16 protein-coding genes are annotated in these 16578 nt (G+C 35.3%); 11 read left to right on the forward strand and 5 right to left on the reverse strand.

The window, feature by feature from the left end; all coding sequences use genetic code 11:
- Window positions 1–47: 47 nt before the first annotated feature.
- The 4 genes from BZG01_RS01100 (at window position 48) to BZG01_RS01115 (ending at window position 5202) form a co-directional block, all read left to right on the forward strand.
- The gene (locus tag BZG01_RS01100) at window positions 48–503 is read left to right on the forward strand and encodes a hypothetical protein (protein ID WP_101307977.1); all 456 of its coding nucleotides are present in this window, start codon (window positions 48–50) and stop codon (window positions 501–503) included.
- 137 nt (window positions 504–640) lie between these two features.
- Window positions 641–3232: a TonB-dependent receptor gene (locus BZG01_RS01105; RefSeq protein WP_101307978.1), complete on the forward strand. Its 2592-nt coding sequence runs from the start codon at window positions 641–643 to the stop codon at window positions 3230–3232.
- A gap of 11 nt (window positions 3233–3243) precedes the next feature.
- The gene (locus BZG01_RS01110) at window positions 3244–4119 is read left to right on the forward strand and encodes a DUF4249 domain-containing protein (RefSeq protein ID WP_101307979.1); all 876 of its coding nucleotides are present in this window, start codon (window positions 3244–3246) and stop codon (window positions 4117–4119) included.
- Window positions 4120–4215: 96 nt separating this feature from the next.
- Window positions 4216–5202, forward strand: coding sequence for an N-acetylmuramoyl-L-alanine amidase family protein (locus BZG01_RS01115; protein WP_101307980.1), 987 nt, complete (start codon window positions 4216–4218; stop codon window positions 5200–5202).
- 124 nt (window positions 5203–5326) lie between these two features.
- Here BZG01_RS01115 and BZG01_RS01120 read toward each other — a convergent pair whose 3' ends face one another.
- Window positions 5327–5800: an aminoacyl-tRNA deacylase gene (locus BZG01_RS01120; RefSeq protein WP_101307981.1), complete on the reverse strand. Its 474-nt coding sequence runs from the start codon at window positions 5798–5800 to the stop codon at window positions 5327–5329.
- 331 nt (window positions 5801–6131) lie between these two features.
- On the opposite strand from BZG01_RS01120, the gene BZG01_RS01125 reads away from it, so the two are divergent.
- The 5 genes from BZG01_RS01125 (at window position 6132) to BZG01_RS01145 (ending at window position 10985) form a co-directional block, all read left to right on the forward strand.
- Complete coding sequence (locus tag BZG01_RS01125; RefSeq protein ID WP_101307982.1) at window positions 6132–6530, forward strand: BlaI/MecI/CopY family transcriptional regulator; 399 nt, start codon at window positions 6132–6134, stop codon at window positions 6528–6530.
- Window positions 6514–9282, forward strand: a complete 2769-nt coding sequence (locus BZG01_RS01130; protein WP_101307983.1) for a M56 family metallopeptidase — start codon at window positions 6514–6516, stop codon at window positions 9280–9282. The genes BZG01_RS01125 and BZG01_RS01130 overlap by 17 nt, the downstream gene beginning before the upstream one ends.
- Window positions 9283–9512: 230 nt before the next feature.
- Window positions 9513–9935 (forward strand): hypothetical protein, encoded by a 423-nt coding sequence (locus BZG01_RS01135; protein ID WP_101307984.1) that lies wholly within the window; start codon window positions 9513–9515, stop codon window positions 9933–9935.
- 100 nt (window positions 9936–10035) lie between these two features.
- A complete protein-coding gene (locus BZG01_RS01140) occupies window positions 10036–10428 on the forward strand; it encodes a DUF302 domain-containing protein (RefSeq protein WP_101307985.1) in 393 nt (130 codons plus the stop codon).
- A 53-nt stretch (window positions 10429–10481) separates the two neighbouring features.
- Window positions 10482–10985 (forward strand): hypothetical protein, encoded by a 504-nt coding sequence (locus BZG01_RS01145; protein ID WP_101307986.1) that lies wholly within the window; start codon window positions 10482–10484, stop codon window positions 10983–10985.
- Window positions 10986–10987: 2 nt separating this feature from the next.
- Here the strand turns inward: BZG01_RS01145 and BZG01_RS01150 are convergent, their stop codons facing one another.
- A complete protein-coding gene (locus BZG01_RS01150; RefSeq protein WP_218972974.1) occupies window positions 10988–11629 on the reverse strand; it encodes a protein-L-isoaspartate(D-aspartate) O-methyltransferase in 642 nt (213 codons plus the stop codon).
- A gap of 232 nt (window positions 11630–11861) precedes the next feature.
- Here BZG01_RS01150 and BZG01_RS01155 point away from each other — a divergent pair, with 232 nt between their 5' ends.
- Window positions 11862–13382 carry a M28 family metallopeptidase gene (locus BZG01_RS01155; protein WP_101307988.1) on the forward strand — a complete coding sequence of 507 codons (1521 nt, stop codon included), beginning with the start codon at window positions 11862–11864 and terminating at the stop codon, window positions 13380–13382.
- A 449-nt stretch (window positions 13383–13831) separates the two neighbouring features.
- Window positions 13832–14560, forward strand: a complete 729-nt coding sequence (locus BZG01_RS01160) for a hypothetical protein (protein WP_101307989.1) — start codon at window positions 13832–13834, stop codon at window positions 14558–14560.
- Window positions 14561–14592: 32 nt separating this feature from the next.
- On the opposite strand, the gene BZG01_RS01165 is transcribed toward BZG01_RS01160, so the two are convergent.
- The 3 genes from BZG01_RS01165 to BZG01_RS01175 all read right to left on the reverse strand — a co-directional run bounded on the left by BZG01_RS01165 (window position 14593) and on the right by BZG01_RS01175 (window position 16469).
- Window positions 14593–15219: an MOSC domain-containing protein gene (locus BZG01_RS01165; RefSeq protein WP_101307990.1), complete on the reverse strand. Its 627-nt coding sequence runs from the start codon at window positions 15217–15219 to the stop codon at window positions 14593–14595.
- A 150-nt stretch (window positions 15220–15369) separates the two neighbouring features.
- Complete coding sequence (locus tag BZG01_RS01170) at window positions 15370–16038, reverse strand: 3-keto-disaccharide hydrolase (protein WP_101307991.1); 669 nt, start codon at window positions 16036–16038, stop codon at window positions 15370–15372.
- 155 nt (window positions 16039–16193) lie between these two features.
- The gene (locus BZG01_RS01175) at window positions 16194–16469 is read right to left on the reverse strand and encodes a hypothetical protein (RefSeq protein ID WP_101307992.1); all 276 of its coding nucleotides are present in this window, start codon (window positions 16467–16469) and stop codon (window positions 16194–16196) included.
- Window positions 16470–16578 lie beyond the last annotated feature (109 nt).

Genomic DNA, 16578 nt, shown 5'->3' on the forward strand with positions numbered 1-16578 from the left:
CGATAAAAAATATAAATTAGCATATTAATAATTATTAAAATAGAAAAATGAAGAAGTTTTTATTTATTGCGATTATCGCATTTGGATTTGTATTCGAATCACATGCTCAGACAGTGCAATACAAAGTTATTACATCGGTAGAATCAATTGTTCCTATGGGAATTGGACGTTCCCGGTTAATTGAAGAGAAAGACGCTATTGATGCAGAAGCGTTTACAACAGAAAGAACCGATGGTAAAAAAAGTGATCAAGGTGATGTAAAACGTTCTGATGCAAAAGTGTCTAAATTTGCTGAAACAAAATTATTGAACTTTTATAGTATAGCTGGTATCAATTTCCAAAACATTGCTTCAAACGATGCATTAACATCATCGAAAATAAACAAGCTTAGTGCTGAAGGTTGGGAACTTGCTTTTGTAACCAGTGGTGTTGAGAGTGACAGCGGTAAAGGAGATGGAAAAGGAATTTATATTACCAGATATATTTTTAAGAAAGTAAATTAATTTTCAACAATAAATTTACGCAGCTCTCTAAATTAGAGCAATACAGAAATTTAAAAGGAAGCCTTCGGGCTTCCCTTTGTCGTTTATGATAACATATTGTAAATTTGACAAATATTCATTTTGAACCAACACTCTTCATGAGAAAATTATTAATTCTATTTTCTTGCCTTCTTTTCTCCTCATCAGTATTCGGTCAGGAGCATTTAATGTCTAAACAATTAGAGTTTCCAAACGTTGCCTATCCTCTCCATGAATTATTGAACGAAATAAGTAAACAAACCGGTGCTGAATTTAGTTATACCAGCGAACTAAATACAAATCAATACATTGAACTTCCCGCCTTAACAGGAAGCCTTAAATATTTCCTGAACGAAATTATTGATGCAAAAGCATTTAAAATTATCACCCGCGAGAATAAAATCTTTTTAATTGGCATTCCTCCATCAGAACGAAAATACAGCATCAGCGGATTCATAACCGATTCCGAAACAGGCGAATCTCTTATCAACGCAAGTGTAGTTAATGTAGAAAATTACACAGGTACAATTAGCAACAACTTTGGCTTTTATAGCTTTTCACTCAATCAAAAAGTCTACAAACTACAAATCTCCTATGTTGGCTATCAGGATGCTGTCATCAGCATATTCCCCAAACAAGACACCAGTATTAACATAGCCTTAGAGCCCAAAACCATTCTTAATGAAATTAAAGTCGTTGCTGACAAAAAAGGCAATAACATCAATCATCAATTTGTAAGCAGTAATACGATAACTTCCGACAAATTCTGTAATTCAGGAATTTTAGGCGAAAATGATCTGTTTCAGAATCTAATCCAATTTCCTGGTGTTCAGTCCGCGAATGAAGGCCTTGGCGGATTTATCGTACGAAACGGTTCGCCTGCTCAGAATTTAATTCTTCTCGATGATGTTCCTGTTTACTATTCCTCACATTTGTTCGGCTTATTTTCCGTTTTTAATCCTGATGCCATAAACCATGTAAAACTGATAAAAGGAGGTTTCCCCGCACATTACGGTGGTCGTGTTTCTTCCGTTCTCGATATTCGCATGAAAGACGGGAATTCGAAAAAATTGGGCGGCGATTTTAGTATAGGACTTTTAACGGCCAAATTTAACCTTCATGGTCCAATTAAAAAGGACAAAACAACATTCAACCTTTCGGTTCGGCGATCCTATCTCGATTTACTGCTAAAAGGCATTTTAGCACTAGCAGACAGCGATGTGACCGGTGGCTACTATTATGGCGATTTAAATTTTAAGCTCACACATAAATTCTCTCAACGCGATAAGATTTTTTTCAGTACCTATTGGGGCGGCGATTTAATTAATTTAAAAAATACGGAACAGGCAACAACCACATCAAAAGAGAAAACCGAAAATAAAGTTGGATGGGGTAATTTTACAAATTCTCTTCGCTGGAACCATATATACAGCAACCACCTTTTCGGAAATACTTCTTTGATACTAAGCAGATATACCTTTTTAGTTAAGGATAAGAAATCCGTGCAAAATGAAGGCGAAAGTTTTAAAGAAAACTACAATTATCAATTTAGATCAGGCATTCGTGATTTCACACTTAAATCGGAATTCGATTGGATTCCCGACTCGAAACATTATCTGAAATTTGGAATGGAAAGCTCACTGCATCACACAAAACCTGGCAGCGAACTGTACCGAAACAGCAATAAAAACGAACAAAACACATACAACGATCAAATTATCAGCTCAAAAGAATTAATCCTGTTTGGTGAATGTCAAATTCAGTTCGGAAAAAAATTCCTTGTAAATATGGGATCACGATGGAGTAGCTTTATTGTAGAAGGAACCTACTACTCTACCATAGAACCTAGGTTTAGTGCTCAATATTATCTGCATCCCAAATGGACTGTAACAGGAAGCTTTTCGCAGATGACTCAATACCTCCATCTGGTTACAACCAGTTCACTTAGTCTGCCAACCGATCTATGGCTGCCTGTAACAAGTAAAATTAAACCTATCGATTCCTTTCAATATACCGGAGGAACCAATTATTCTTTCTCTAAATCAATAAAGTTAACCGCTGAATATTACCACAAATTATCCCGTAATGTTTTGGAATTCAGCGATGCATATTTTTTTCAGAATGTGAGTGCCGACTGGGAAAATATAGTAGAAGCTGGAAAATCGTGGAGCAATGGTTTAGAGCTTAATCTGAGCAAAACCAATGGTAAAACTACAGGAAATATGGCGTACACATTTTCCAAATCTTTTGTGAAATATCCGGAAATAAATAGTGGCAAAACATTTGCTTCCCCTTACGACCGCCGTCACGATTTCTCAGTCTTGTTAAATCAAAAATTAAGCAAGAAAGTCGATTTCTCCGTTGCCTGGGTTTATGGAAGCGGTTTGCCTGCGACACTTTCTTCAACAAATATAAGTTCGGTTTCACCCTATTATCCCGGAAAAATTTCCTCAACGCCTATTTTTTCACACAGAAATGGGTTTAGATTACCGGATTATCATAGAATGGATTTCTCAATCAATTTTAGAAAATTCAAGAAACATGGAATAAGAACATGGAATATCAGTATTAATAACGTGTACAACAGGAAAAATGCCAACTACGTTTCCATAAGTGAAACAAAAAACGAATTTGGCACCACCAGTTACAGCTTGAAGCAAATTAGTCTGTTCGCATTTCTTCCAAGTGTAAGTTATTCCTATAAATTTTAAGAAGAGTTATTATGAAATATCAATTACTTTTTCTCAATATTTGCCTGCTGTTTTTTCATTTTTCCTGCGAGGAAGAGCTGCAGGTTCCTATTCCTGATGAAGAACCAAAATTGGTTATCAATTCGCTGCTTGGGGTGGATAGTTTACTCCGCGTTCATGTAAGTAAAAGTTCAGTTTTTCAGGAGCAGTCCAGCAACACTTTTTTACCCGATGCCAACATCATCATAAAAGAAAACAATCAGCTGTTAGGGAAAATGATACATGAAAACGATGGATGGTACTCCCTAAACTCATATACAGTAAAAGCTGGTAATTCCTACCAAATTGAAGTTTCGTACCCTGATTTAGGAACGGCTGAATCTGAAACCAAAACATTACAAAAAGCTGCAATAACAAATCTTTCCTATCAGATTAAGGAAGAAAACAAACTGGAATTTACCTTTCAATTTGATGATGAAGCATTGCAGGAAAATTACTACATGATTTTGTTGAAAGCATACAATGGAACTTCTTTCTCAGATATAGATTTCTATAGCGATAACATTATTTTCAATGGCAATCTATCCGGGAATTCAATTGGAATACAGCAAAATATGCTTCGTGGAAGCCACACATTCTCCGATGAAAATATTGACGGAGAGACCAACAGCATTTCAATATACGCTTTCAATGAATTATTTAATGATTCGGAAGTAAATCAGGAATATAAATTGGAATTGTACCACATTACATCCGATTACTTCAAGTATGAACGATCATTAACCGCTTATTACAATCGTGATGACTCACCTTTTTACAAGAAGGTAAATCTTCATTCCAACGTTAGTTGTGGCTATGGAATCTTCACCTCTTATGCTATTGATTCAAAAACAATTACTATTCAATAAATCCATTAAGCTGTAATTGGTGACAAATAATTATTTTAAGAACAAGATTTACTGAAAAACTTGTATTTTTATTTTTTCACAAAAATACCCCTAAAAATGATTCGTTATATCCTTATCCTTTTTACTGTTTTTCTTTTAAGTATTGCTTCTTCATTCGCTCAGGAAAACTACGAATGGAGTACCGCGAAAAATGGTGAAGGTTTCAACTCTTTTCTGCTGCGAAACCACATATCTCCCATTAACGATTTAGAAAATTTTAAGTATTTGAATCAAGGACGGTTTACCAAAAATGGTGATTTAATTGCCGGTGAAAAATATAAGCTGCCACTTCTTTATTCAACGCATTTAGCTTCCCTATTAGGCGAAGATCATGAAAATATAAAACAGGTTGATAATTCATTGAGCGGAGCTGTTCTTTACTTAGTGGCCGGACATGGAGGTCCTGATCCGGGAGCAGTAGGCTCAATTTCGGGCCACAAAATTACAGAAGACGAATATGCATATGATATTGTACTAAGAATGGGTGAAGAACTTCTGTCGCATGGTGCCAAAGTGCATTTCATCATTCAAGACCCTGATGATGGTATTAGAGATGCAGCTTACCTAAAACCCGATAAAGATGAACTTTGCTACCCTTCGCAGACAATACCCCGAAAACATACTCCACGATTAAAACAAAGAGCCGCAGCCATCAATTTATTAGCGCGAAATGAAAATAAATCGGCTTACCAACGATTAATTATCCTCCATCTTGACTCAAGAAGTAAAGGCAACAGTACTGACGTGTATTTTTATCATCATGCAGTAAGCAGTAAAGGAAAAGATTTAGCCCTTACTTTACAGCAAAAAATGAAAGATAAGTATGACGAATTTCAACCTAACCGGGGTTATGAAGGAACCGTTGGCACAAGAAGATTATACATGCTGCAAACAACAACTCCGCCTTCGGTATTTATTGAATTAGGCAATATTAATAACCGCAACGATCAAATGCGATTTATAAAAGCAGAAAACCGACAAGCCTTAGCCAGTTGGTTGTGTGAAGGAATACAAGAGAACTATCTTAAATTAAAAATGAAGTAAGAACAGAAAAAGAATCAATTATTTGTTTCATATGTCTAGATTTGTTTTTTATTGCCACATGGAACTAATCATGCTTGTTTGTATACTGATGATAATTTACTCATGGGCGTTTCATTTTACTTAATTACGCATAACTCTTATGTGTAAACTTTAAGGTAACAGGTTCAACTAAATTATGAAAATCTTCATACGAAAGCATAAGAAGCTCGGTATGAGTTCCTGCATTAAACACGATATCATCGTCTTCAACTAAACTTTCAGCCACATAAACCTCCAAATTGTATAAATTACCAAATGGAGGCATAGCTCCCACTTCACATTGTGGAAATATATTTTTAAAATCTTGCTCATGCGCCAGCTCTACTTTTTTACACCCCAGCATTTGTTTTAATAAATCAAAGTCAATCAAATAAGATGCTGGCAGTACAGCCATACACATCCTTCCATCTACCTTAATCATTACTGTTTTTGCAAGCATTTTACCCGGAATATGGGCCGATGCTGCAATTTGCTGGGCGGTGTAGGCTGATGAATGCCGAATTGTTACATATTTAATATGTCGCTCATCTAAAAACTCTTTTAATTTACGAATAGGCATAATCTTTGGATCTAACGGTTAAAAATGTACACTCTGCAGAAAGGTCTTTATAACCTTTAATTGGCAATGCCAATTGGGTTTTGATTTCCGGTTCTTACTTCCACCCCACATATTTGAGAACAATAAGGAGTACTACTCAATTTACGAAAAAAAAAGCGGTAAGTAAAGAGATATAGCATTCTGATTAAGTATTTATAATCATTTTTCATTGCTGTTACAGGCTCTAAATTGCTGAACTACGAAAAATATCGTATTAAAATTTTGTAATACGACAAGTTTCGTATATCTTTATCTACGAAATTAATCGTATAACGGAAATCACCACAATAATATGCCACAGAAGATTAAGCCAACCGAAGCAGAATTAGAAATTTTACAAGTACTATGGACCTATGGGCCATCAAACGTTCGATTTGTAAATGACAAATTAAAATCGGAAAGAAATGTAGGTTACACTACAACACTTAAGGTTATGCAAATAATGACTGAGAAAGGGATACTCGAACGCGATGTGAATTCAAGAACCCACATTTACAAGGCCGTTGTAGAAGAAAGAGAAACTAAAAATCAGTTAATCGATAAGTTTATATCCACTCTTTTTGGTGGATCTACTTCTGGAATGGTTCTGCAGGCTTTGGGCAATCAAAAATGCTCAACGAAGGAATTAAATGAGATAAAAAAATTAATTGATAACATCGAAAATCCGGATCAAAATGGAACTGATAAATAATTTCGATTTATACGAATTGAGTCATGCTATTGGCTGGACTTTAATTCATTCCGTATGGCAGACTACAGTAATTGGAGGTATTATTTGGTTGATATTTCGATTTATCTCAAAAGACAATGCAAGAATTCGATATGCTTTGTCGGGCTTAGGACTCCTACTAATTTGTGTTGCATCAGCAATTACATTCTGCCGGTACATACCATCAAATACCAGTACCACTTTAGATGATTTCACGGCTCTACTGGGAACTTCAGACATCATTCCGCAAGAAGAATCATTCTTTACCAAACAGTGGACACAAATCCAAATTCAATTGGAAAGCTCATTTCTCTATCTGGTTCAAATCTGGATGATTGGAATGCTCTTTCTCTCTATTAATCTTATTTTAAAATACATTCATACCTTAAAACTGAAAAAACACTTAACCTATCCTTTGCGATCTAACTATAAGTCGATTGCTGATAGATTAGTAAAAAAATACAATCTCAAACAAAACATTTTATTTAAGGAGTCGGGTCTGCTCGACATTCCTTCTGTAATTGGGTATTTTAAACCAATTGTTCTAATTCCGGTTTCCATGCTAAGTGGAATTCCCGAAAATCAATTGGAAATTATCATAGCACATGAATTGGCACATATTCGCAGACACGATTATCTGCTGCAATTTATTCAAGGAATTATTGAATTGATATTCTTTTATCATCCTGTAGTTTGGTGGCTATCTTCTGTGGTAAATGCCGAAAGAGAGCACATTTGTGACGATCTGGCGGTTAAGGTTTGTGGTGAATCCTTAACTCTTATTAAAGCATTAAATAATATGGAAGCAATCAGAAAAAAACAGTATGAATTGGTTTTAGGTTTTTCCGGTAAAAAGGGAAAAGTATTGAATCGGATTAAACGTATTCTTAGACCTAAAGCCTCAACCAATCCAAGAAGAGAACGATTTATGCTTAGCGGTGTATTTACGCTTCTATTTGCCGGCTTGTTCTTAATTTCGAATTTTGCAATTTCAGGGAATACAGATTATCAAAAAGCATTCTTTTCGAAGATCAACATTCTGGACAAAACTACAAATCAATCTGATAAGTCAATTCAGAATGAAGAACTTCCGCTTGATCTAATCAATGCAAAATCCGATCAGAAAAAGAAAAAAGAGGTAAAAAAACAAACGGAAATAGCTGCAACTGAGATTGAGCCTGAAGAAGTAACTGAGGTAGAAGAAATGGAACTATCGGAAATGCCTCCGATGCCTGTTATGCCAACTATGCCTCCACTACCTCCTACTGTAGAAATGCCTTTTAATTCTTTTGATGCTCCTGAATTTAGTTTCCCAAAAGATTCTGTAAAATCAGACAGATGGGTAAAAATGAAGGCCGATAAGATCATAAAAGAGCAGTTGGAAGCAATGAAGTCAGCAGAAAGAGAAATGAAGGACATGAAAGTTGACCTTGATGTTGACCAAATGCGCAAAGAGCTTCAGGAAGGATTAAAGGATCTTGATTTTAATACCGTTGAATTCCAAAATGAAATGAAACAACAGCAAATTGAAATCGACAGGCAATTAAAAGAATTGTCCGATGGAAATTTCATCAGGGAACAAGAATTACAAAAAAAGGAACTTGAAAATCGCTTGAAAGAAATTGAAGAAAACTCAGAACTAAATAGAAAGGAAAAAGAACAACTTAAATCAGAGCTTAAAGAAACAGTTGAACGGATGAATTCGAAGGAGTTTCAAGATCAACTTAAAAAACAGCTTACAGACGCTAAAGAATCTTTGCAGGTACATAAGGCAAAAATCGAGTCGGGAGAATTTGAGAACAGATTGAAAGAACAACGTGAAAATATTCAGCAACAACTAAAAAAAATTGAGTCTCCTGAGTTTCAGGAAAAAATGAATCAACAAATTAAAGAAAGTAAGACGAGAATTCAGGAAGATATTAAGAGAGTTAATTCTGATGAATATCGCAAAGAATTGGAAGAGACTATAAGAAGATCACCTAAAGCCAGAAGAGGTTTAATTATAGACCACGCCAGAATCAGTGATCCAGATGAACAACCGCTTATTATTTTAGATGGGAAAGAAATCACTCGTACCCAAATGGATCAAATTTCACCAAACGAAATTGCTTCCATAAGTGTTCTAAAAGATGATTCGACAATTAAATTGTATGGCAAGGAAGCAAAAAATGGTGTAATTCTAATCACCAGTAAATCAGAAAACACAACTAAAAATGGAGTGTCTGATTCAATCAAAACTGATGATGTTATGGTACTTGGATATGGCTATATGAAAAATCCAGGCACTACATTTGTTGGTAATGGTTATGCCAGTGAAAATGGAGTAAATGCTCAAGGTGAAAAGCGTAAATATCCTCTTTTTGTTGTTGATGGGAAAAAAATAGCAAATACAGAATCAAGAGGACTTGATGAAAATAATATTGAAAGTATAAACGTAATTAAAGGTGAACAAGCGACAGCTAAGTATGGCAAAGAAGCTGTTAACGGAGCAATCGAAATCGCCAGCAAATCACCCGATTCAAAAAACAAACCTGTTATAAAAATTAAGGGAGCAGCAATCAGCAATCCTATTTACATTGTTGATGGGAAAAAGATATCAGCAAAAAAAGCAAATAAAATAAACCCTGATGATATTGAAAGCATTAATGTGCTTAAAGGTGAGAATGCCATTGAAAAATATGGTGAAAAAGCTAAAAATGGTGTTGTGATAATTACAAGTAAAGTGAAAAGCTAATAATAAGACGAATAATTATAAAACAAGTATAAAAGACTGCATTTCACAAATGTGGTCTTTTACCTTTAACACGATAGAGTTTTATAAACAGCCATTTGCAGGCAAAATATCAAATTCGTATATTAACTGAAAACCATGTAATTATAAATACTCAGCCGATGCTTTTTTTACTTGTTATATTCATTTCATATGTTTTGGTGTGGGTCACCTCCCAATTCAGCAAATACCTCATGAAATTTTCCAAAAATGATCGTTTGCGTTTTGCTTATGGAATCGGCTTCATTACTGTTGGGGCAATGCACATACTTGTTCCGCATCTTTTTGAACATATATTCGCAGCCATTTCCAACTCAACTTACGAAATAATTAATATTTTAGGATTTGTCCTGATTATTTGTGGTGTTAGTCTTTTAATCAGAAGAGTTCATAAAGAAGCAGCGATACTTCTTATTGTATTGATGATTATTTTCATCCCTCTAAGTATAATTATGCTTACCCGTTATGTTCCGGGTCCATTGGGCATAGAATATGAGCCGGTATTGGGATATTTAAGGATTCTCGCTTTCTCGCTCTTAATATGGTTTTTAATTAAAGCGTGTGAACTCTCGCCAAGAAGAAAATACAACAAAACAAAATACGACCAGAATATCTAGTTGTCGTTTTTATTTTTTACTGTTCACGCATTTTTTCATAACTTGATTGTTGCCTAAAAATAATATAGTACTATTAATTTATACCTAAACAAATAAAACGATGAGCTATTTTATCCGTTTAAGTACGCATTTTAAATTTGACGATGCCATTGACCGCGTGACCAGAGCTCTTCAAACCGAAGGGTTCGGCATATTAACTGACATTGATGTAAAAGCTACTTTAAAAGAAAAACTGGATGTCAATTTCAAAAAATACAGGATTCTAGGTGCCTGTAACCCATCTTTTGCCTACAAAGCTTTTCAGGTAGAAGATCAAATCGGTATAATGATGCCTTGTAATGTAACTGTTATTGAACAAGATAATGGTCATGTTGATATTTCAGTTATGGATCCAACAACTGCTTTTAATGTAATTGAAAATGAAGCATTACAACCTTTTGCACAAGAACTAAAAAGCAGACTGGAACGCTGTTTAACTTATCTTGAAGAATAAACTCCAAATAAATTTTTGACTTTATTATTTGTTTCACTTTCAAAAATTGCCTCATGAAACGCTTGGTTTTTCTCATTTTTATTCTTTCGCATTTAACCTCCTTTTCGCAAAATGCAAATACAAAAAATACTATTTCTACGCATCGTTTATTCGATTTTTGGGTGGGAGAATGGGATGTGTTCACCAATGACGAACTTGTAGGTCACAACACCATTAGTCTGCAGCAAAATGGCAACCTGCTTCAGGAAAACTGGGTATCGGAAAAAGAAAGTTTTACAGGTACAAGCTATAGTTTTTACAATGAGAAAATTGATAAATGGCAGCAAATTTGGATTGATAAAAATGGAAACAATCTATTATTAAAAGGAAATTTTGAAAATGGAAAAATGGTATTGACAAGCGGTACCGACTCCAACATGGGAGAAGATCAATCTCTTCATCGAATTAGCTGGATATTATTGCCAAACGGCGATGTAAAGCAGATTTGGGAATCGACAATTGACGAAGGTAAAATTTGGAGTATTCAGTTTGAAGGGGTTTATAAAAAGAAGAAATAAACTTAATAAAATTTCCCTTTTTCATCAACCATAGGAACAAATCGAACTGGTAAATCAATCTGTTTGCTTATTTTCCCATTTTCTTTTTTTAGAAGAACCAACTTCTTCACATTCTTCTTACCCACAGGAATTACCAATCGGCCTCCTTCTGCCAGTTGAGCAATTAAAGCTTCGGGAATTGCTGCAGGTGAACAGGTCACAATAATTCCATCGAATGGAGCTTTATCAGCCAAGCCCTGATAACCATCTCCATAAAAAGTCTTTACATTTTCATATTTTAAAGAATCCAGAACGAAAGAAGCTCTTTTCTGCAAAGATTCAACAATTTCTATGGAGTATACTTCAGAACAGATCTCTCCCAATATAGCCGCCTGATACCCGGAGCCTGTGCCAATTTCCAAAACCCGGCTTTTCGAACTCAATTCGAGCAGTTGAGTCATATACGCAACAATATAAGGTTGTGAAATGGTTTGTCCTTCCCCAATAGGCAAAGGACGATCCTGATACGCGAAACGCCTTAAGCCTGCCGGAACAAATAAATGCCTTTCCACTTTTTCCATCGCGCCGATAACAAGAGCATTATTCACACCTCTTTTAATTATTTGTTCGATGACCATGTTTTCCCGAAGTTTCTCAAATTCCATCTTTTGCCGATTAGCAATTTCACTATATCTTCCTAGTGAAACAATCAATAGTATAACAAGGCTGAAGGTTTTCATGATTCAAATTCCTTATTTAGTTTAAGTTACGATATTAGATCTAAAAATGAGAAATAAAAATGCCTTGCTTAAAAAGTAAATAAATAAAAGCCAAATGCGAATCGGAAAACAAATTTTAGTAATTTAATTTCCCTATTTCATTATTAAAGTATTTCCCATGCGATCAATCATCCTTATCCTTTTCCTATCAGTAAGTAATTTATTTCATTTAAGTGCACAAGACAGTATCGCCTTGTACTATTCAAAATCGCTATCGACCCATAAAATACAAAACGATATTGTAACACTATCCTCTGATAGTATGGAAGGAAGAGACACTGGTAGTAAAGGACAAAAGCTTGCCGCCAAATACATCTGTCAGCAATTCATAAATGCAGGTGTAAACAATCCTAAAGGAAACCAAGACCGTTCGGGATACTTTCAGAATTTCGCGATCTACAAAAAGGAGCAGGCTGATGCTGAAATTCAGACTATAAATAAGGTATTTATAAATTACGAAGACATTCTTATATCAGGATTCACCAATTATTCAAATGACAGCATGGATCTTGTTTTTTTGGGAACTGCTCCTGACACGAGTTATATAAACAAAGATTATTCTAACAAGGCTGTTCTCTTTCTGAGCACAAACCTGTATGCTGCGGCTATAAAATCGAATGATATTGCAGAGGCTTCCAAAGCCAGGTTGGTGCTGTTTTGCAATCCCAATAAGAACAGCCAATACAAAGAACTACTTGAAAAAAGAAAAACAATATCCCCAAGAGGAATGATTTTAAAATCGGAGATGAATAACAATTTCAACCCTTTTGATTCTATAAGTTCTGCTGCATCCTTTACCAAATATAAAAACAGAATGCACACTTATCAGGGTGCCATCTCAAATTTGGCAGCCTGTGCACTTCTTCAGATAAAACCCAAAAGATTAAAACAGATTCTTGAGACAAATAAAATGAATAAAACAGAACAGAAAATCTGTAAATTCACCTTTAATTTTGACTTGAAATACAAGGAAGTAAGTACTGAAAATGTGTTCGCCTTTTTACCGGGGACCAATAAAAAGGAAGAAGTTTTAGTTATTTCTGCTCATTACGACCACATTGGAAAAAAAGATGGTGAAATATTTAATGGAGCGAATGATAATGCATCAGGAACTGCAGCAATCATAGAAATTGCACGAAAATTTCAGGAAGCCAGCGATGAGGGACATAAAACAAAACGCAGCATCCTTTTTACTGCATTTACCGGAGAAGAAAAAGGTTTGTGCGGATCGAAATATTTTGCAGACAACCCTCCGTTTCCCCTATCGAATATCGTTGGAAATTTAAATTTGGATATGCTGGGCCGACACGACGAATTTAATGATACCACAGATTATATTTACCTTTTGGGAACCAATCATCTCGAACCCAAATTAAAAGTTATATCCGATAGTATCAATCAGATCAGTACAAAATTGCGTCTTGATTACAAATACGATATGCCCGATAATTTTCTGTATCAGGCCTCGGATCAAGCATCCTTTGTGAAGCATGGTATTCCCGCTGTTTTTTATTTTAATGGCTTACATGACGACTACCACAAAGCAAGCGACACCGCCGACAAGATTGATTTTCGGGCCATAAAACGAGTATCTGAACTTGTATTTTTAACCGCCTGGGAACTGGCAAATGAAAAATAGCCCAAATAATGAAATGTCATGAAGATTTGCCCATGAGCCCGCAAAATGGTTAGTGAAGCCCTGGAGGTTTACCCATAAGTCCAAAAAGGATTTATTTGAGCTTGGAGGTTTACCCATGAGCCCGCAAAACAGTTTGTGATGCCTTGGAGGTTTACCCATGACTCTAAACTGTATTTGTTCGAGGCCTGGAGGTTTACCCATGGCTCCACCAACATAAAACGCCTTAATACATAAAAATTCATTAACTCTCATAAAAGACAATGAGATTTATTATAATAGAATATCCGGGGCTATATGCCTGATAGTATTACTGGTAATAAATCGGAACGGGAGTTTAATGAAATCGGAACACTTGTAAATTGATTATTTAATTTTAAACAAGACAGAACATAAAATCAATTTTTACGTATGTTTGTATTGTTACTATTGATTTACCAAATTACATCATTATGAGACGTCATTATTTTTTCATCATACTTTTCGTTATTGGAAGTTTTTCATGTGCAAAAGACAACAATCATTCCGGTTATATTGATGAAAACCAAGCATTACTGGAAAACTTAAATGAAGTTGATGGAAGACAACATACCTACAACTATGATTTTGAATTATTAGAATTCCGCGAAAAAGTGGACTATTATGCTCCGGTGAGTTTTTCGGAAGCTTTAGTAAGCATTCCTTCAGTAATGAGGGATAAACTAAACCTGATATCACAAAGCGATTTGCCGTTTGCTGCCCAGCAAGAAGCAAATATTGTGACTTCATGGAATGCCTTCAATAAATTGGTATTTCAGGTTCAGTTTTCATATTTAGAGAATACAACTGGCTACCAAACCAATTTTAAGGATTTCTTTATTGTCTCTGTTACTCAATATCCTGAAGATCCATTTGCAGATGAACAAGCCACATTGGCAATGGAAGAAAATATTAAGGGTTATGAAAAATTAGTTTTGGAAGGAACTCATCCCATGTATTACAAACCTGCATCAGGAAGCTGGCCCAGAATGTTTGATTATTATAAATTTATTGAAGAGGACAAACTGATGGATAAGGAGTCGACAGGCTCATCACAATACTACACCTGGTACAATGGCTTGATCTATAGAATAGGATTTAATATGAACGTAAGCGCTACCGATCATGAAGCCTTAATTCGAAAAATAATATTAGGAAGTTAACATACAATAAGGACAGCCACCGCTGTCCTTTTTTATTTTCTCAAATCTCTTTTGCAACTTGTAGCCAGTGCCGGATCAGATAATGCCTTTTCCAGTTTTAACCGATCTTTGGAGGATTCGTACAACAAATTGTACACTTCTCTTATCGATAAGCTTTCCTCCCGCCTTTCCAGCAAAATTAACTCATCCCCTTGCCTTACTTCTCCTTCCTCAATCACACGAATGTATACTCCTGGAAAACCAGCATCAATAAACCGGCGAACCATGCTGTTGCAATCAAACCGGTAATTTAGTTTGTAACATGGTTGCCGGGGCTGGGTAACCTGAACCCTGGCATTTCCTATTTGAAAAACATCCCCAATTTTAATGTCTCCTTCATCCAAATCAGAAATGGTTAAATTTTCACCAAACATTCCATAATTCCAATCCAAATTTGGGAATTTATCTTTCCAAAAAGTGTAGTGTTTTTCAGAATACCAGTAACAGGCTTTATCTGCACCTCCATGATACCTTCTGTCAATTACAGCATCCTTAACAACATCTTCTTTACCCAGAAAAATTGCCTGATCAACTGCATATTTATACATGCCGGTTTTTTCAATTTGTCCGTGATAATTGATTTCTACACTTTTACCAATATTTGTGGAAACGACTTTCATTGTTTGATTTTAAATATGATTGTACTCCAATTTAAGCTCATTTAAGTGTCCGCAATTGTTACATTTTAAATAATGCATGGCATTCTAATTTAATTATACTCTTGAATATTATTTAGTACCGCTTCGATATCAAAAATAGTTTGATTGGCATTATAATTTCTTAATCTGCACCTTCCGAAAATCAATCGGATACCCTTCATACTGCAATAAAATACGACCTTTCGAAACCGAAGATTCAACTCCCTCGTTTACCAGTTTACCATTCAGCTCCTGTTTTATTTTACCATTTACCACTGTAATAAGGGCGGTATTCCATTCTCCAATTGCATTGCCTGCATCAGTAAAACGTTTGGCAACCACACTTCGTCCAGGTTCTGTTTGCACTCCATTAATTCGAAGTGTAACATTCTGAAGAAAAATAAAATCTCCTGTTGCACCTTCCTTTACCTGAAACTGCACCCCCTTAGGCCACAAGGTATCGCGGCTTTCTTTTGGAACCAAATAAGTGATTCCACTGTTTTTCTTATTACTTTTTCTTACAAATGTTGAATCGGTATTCCAACGGAACTCAACGCATAATTGAAAATTATCAAATGATTGCTCAGACATTAGGTAACCTGCCTTGTTACCATACAAACGAATCATCTGCTGATCGACAGCAAAGAGCTCTGAAGCATTCTCATGTTTTCCCGATTCAGGTTCGTAGGCATACCATCCCGATAAATCCTTTTGGTTAAAAAGTTCGATGTTTGATTGTGCTTTGGTAAGATTCGGAATCAGTACCAAACTGAAAATTAATAGTCGATAAATACAAGTCATTAAAATAAATTTATAGTCTGATAAAAATATTTGTTTTTAGTGATATTCTTTGATAATTCCGGAATTAATTGCTACATGGTCTTTTTACAGTTTTTTAATCAATCCCTCCATTTTCTATCCGATAAATTTTGCACCGGCAATTCCAATTCCCGCACCTAATAGCAACAAAACAATACCATTGGAACAATTGCTTTTTTGTCTTTGGGATAAACAACAATCATAACCGGTATGGCGGTCAGTAAAGCGATAATCATTCCTGTCATCCACTGAGCCAACCCCCAATTCACAAATGGAATAATTAATCCGAGTGCGAAATAGTGTACAAAAGCGGAGATAATATCCCGCTTATCCAGTTTCTGAATTGTCATTGGAATAATGTCGATCAAACCGGCTGTAAGACCAATACCTATTGCTATTAAAAAATCATTCATTTCGTTATTTGTTTCGTTTTACTGTTTCTTAATTTCCTAAATAAATTACTGTCCAATTTTGCTTTTTAGGCGGCGACGGTTTTGCTTAGTTTCTCGGGCGATTTCATGC

Origin of the sequence: Labilibaculum manganireducens, assembly GCF_002843385.1 — a bacterium.
GTDB lineage: Bacteria > Bacteroidota > Bacteroidia > Bacteroidales > Marinifilaceae > Labilibaculum > Labilibaculum manganireducens.

Coding starts and splice junctions, on each gene's coding strand:
- BZG01_RS01110 (WP_101307979.1), top strand. CDS start 3,244: ATGAAATATCAATTACTTTTTCTCAATATTTGCCTGCTGTTTTTTCAT.
- BZG01_RS01120 (WP_101307981.1), bottom strand. CDS start 5,800: ATGCCTATTCGTAAATTAAAAGAGTTTTTAGATGAGCGACATATTAAA.
- BZG01_RS01135 (WP_101307984.1), top strand. CDS start 9,513: ATGAAATTTTCCAAAAATGATCGTTTGCGTTTTGCTTATGGAATCGGC.
- BZG01_RS01130 (WP_101307983.1), top strand. CDS start 6,514: ATGGAACTGATAAATAATTTCGATTTATACGAATTGAGTCATGCTATT.
- BZG01_RS01125 (WP_101307982.1), top strand. CDS start 6,132: ATGCCACAGAAGATTAAGCCAACCGAAGCAGAATTAGAAATTTTACAA.
- BZG01_RS01100 (WP_101307977.1), top strand. CDS start 48: ATGAAGAAGTTTTTATTTATTGCGATTATCGCATTTGGATTTGTATTC.
- BZG01_RS01115 (WP_101307980.1), top strand. CDS start 4,216: ATGATTCGTTATATCCTTATCCTTTTTACTGTTTTTCTTTTAAGTATT.
- BZG01_RS01105 (WP_101307978.1), top strand. CDS start 641: ATGAGAAAATTATTAATTCTATTTTCTTGCCTTCTTTTCTCCTCATCA.
- BZG01_RS01160 (WP_101307989.1), top strand. CDS start 13,832: ATGAGACGTCATTATTTTTTCATCATACTTTTCGTTATTGGAAGTTTT.
- BZG01_RS01140 (WP_101307985.1), top strand. CDS start 10,036: ATGAGCTATTTTATCCGTTTAAGTACGCATTTTAAATTTGACGATGCC.
- BZG01_RS01155 (WP_101307988.1), top strand. CDS start 11,862: ATGCGATCAATCATCCTTATCCTTTTCCTATCAGTAAGTAATTTATTT.
- BZG01_RS01145 (WP_101307986.1), top strand. CDS start 10,482: ATGAAACGCTTGGTTTTTCTCATTTTTATTCTTTCGCATTTAACCTCC.
- BZG01_RS01170 (WP_101307991.1), bottom strand. CDS start 16,038: ATGACTTGTATTTATCGACTATTAATTTTCAGTTTGGTACTGATTCCG.
- BZG01_RS01150 (WP_218972974.1), bottom strand. CDS start 11,629: ATGGAATTTGAGAAACTTCGGGAAAACATGGTCATCGAACAAATAATT.
- BZG01_RS01175 (WP_101307992.1), bottom strand. CDS start 16,469: ATGAATGATTTTTTAATAGCAATAGGTATTGGTCTTACAGCCGGTTTG.
- BZG01_RS01165 (WP_101307990.1), bottom strand. CDS start 15,219: ATGAAAGTCGTTTCCACAAATATTGGTAAAAGTGTAGAAATCAATTAT.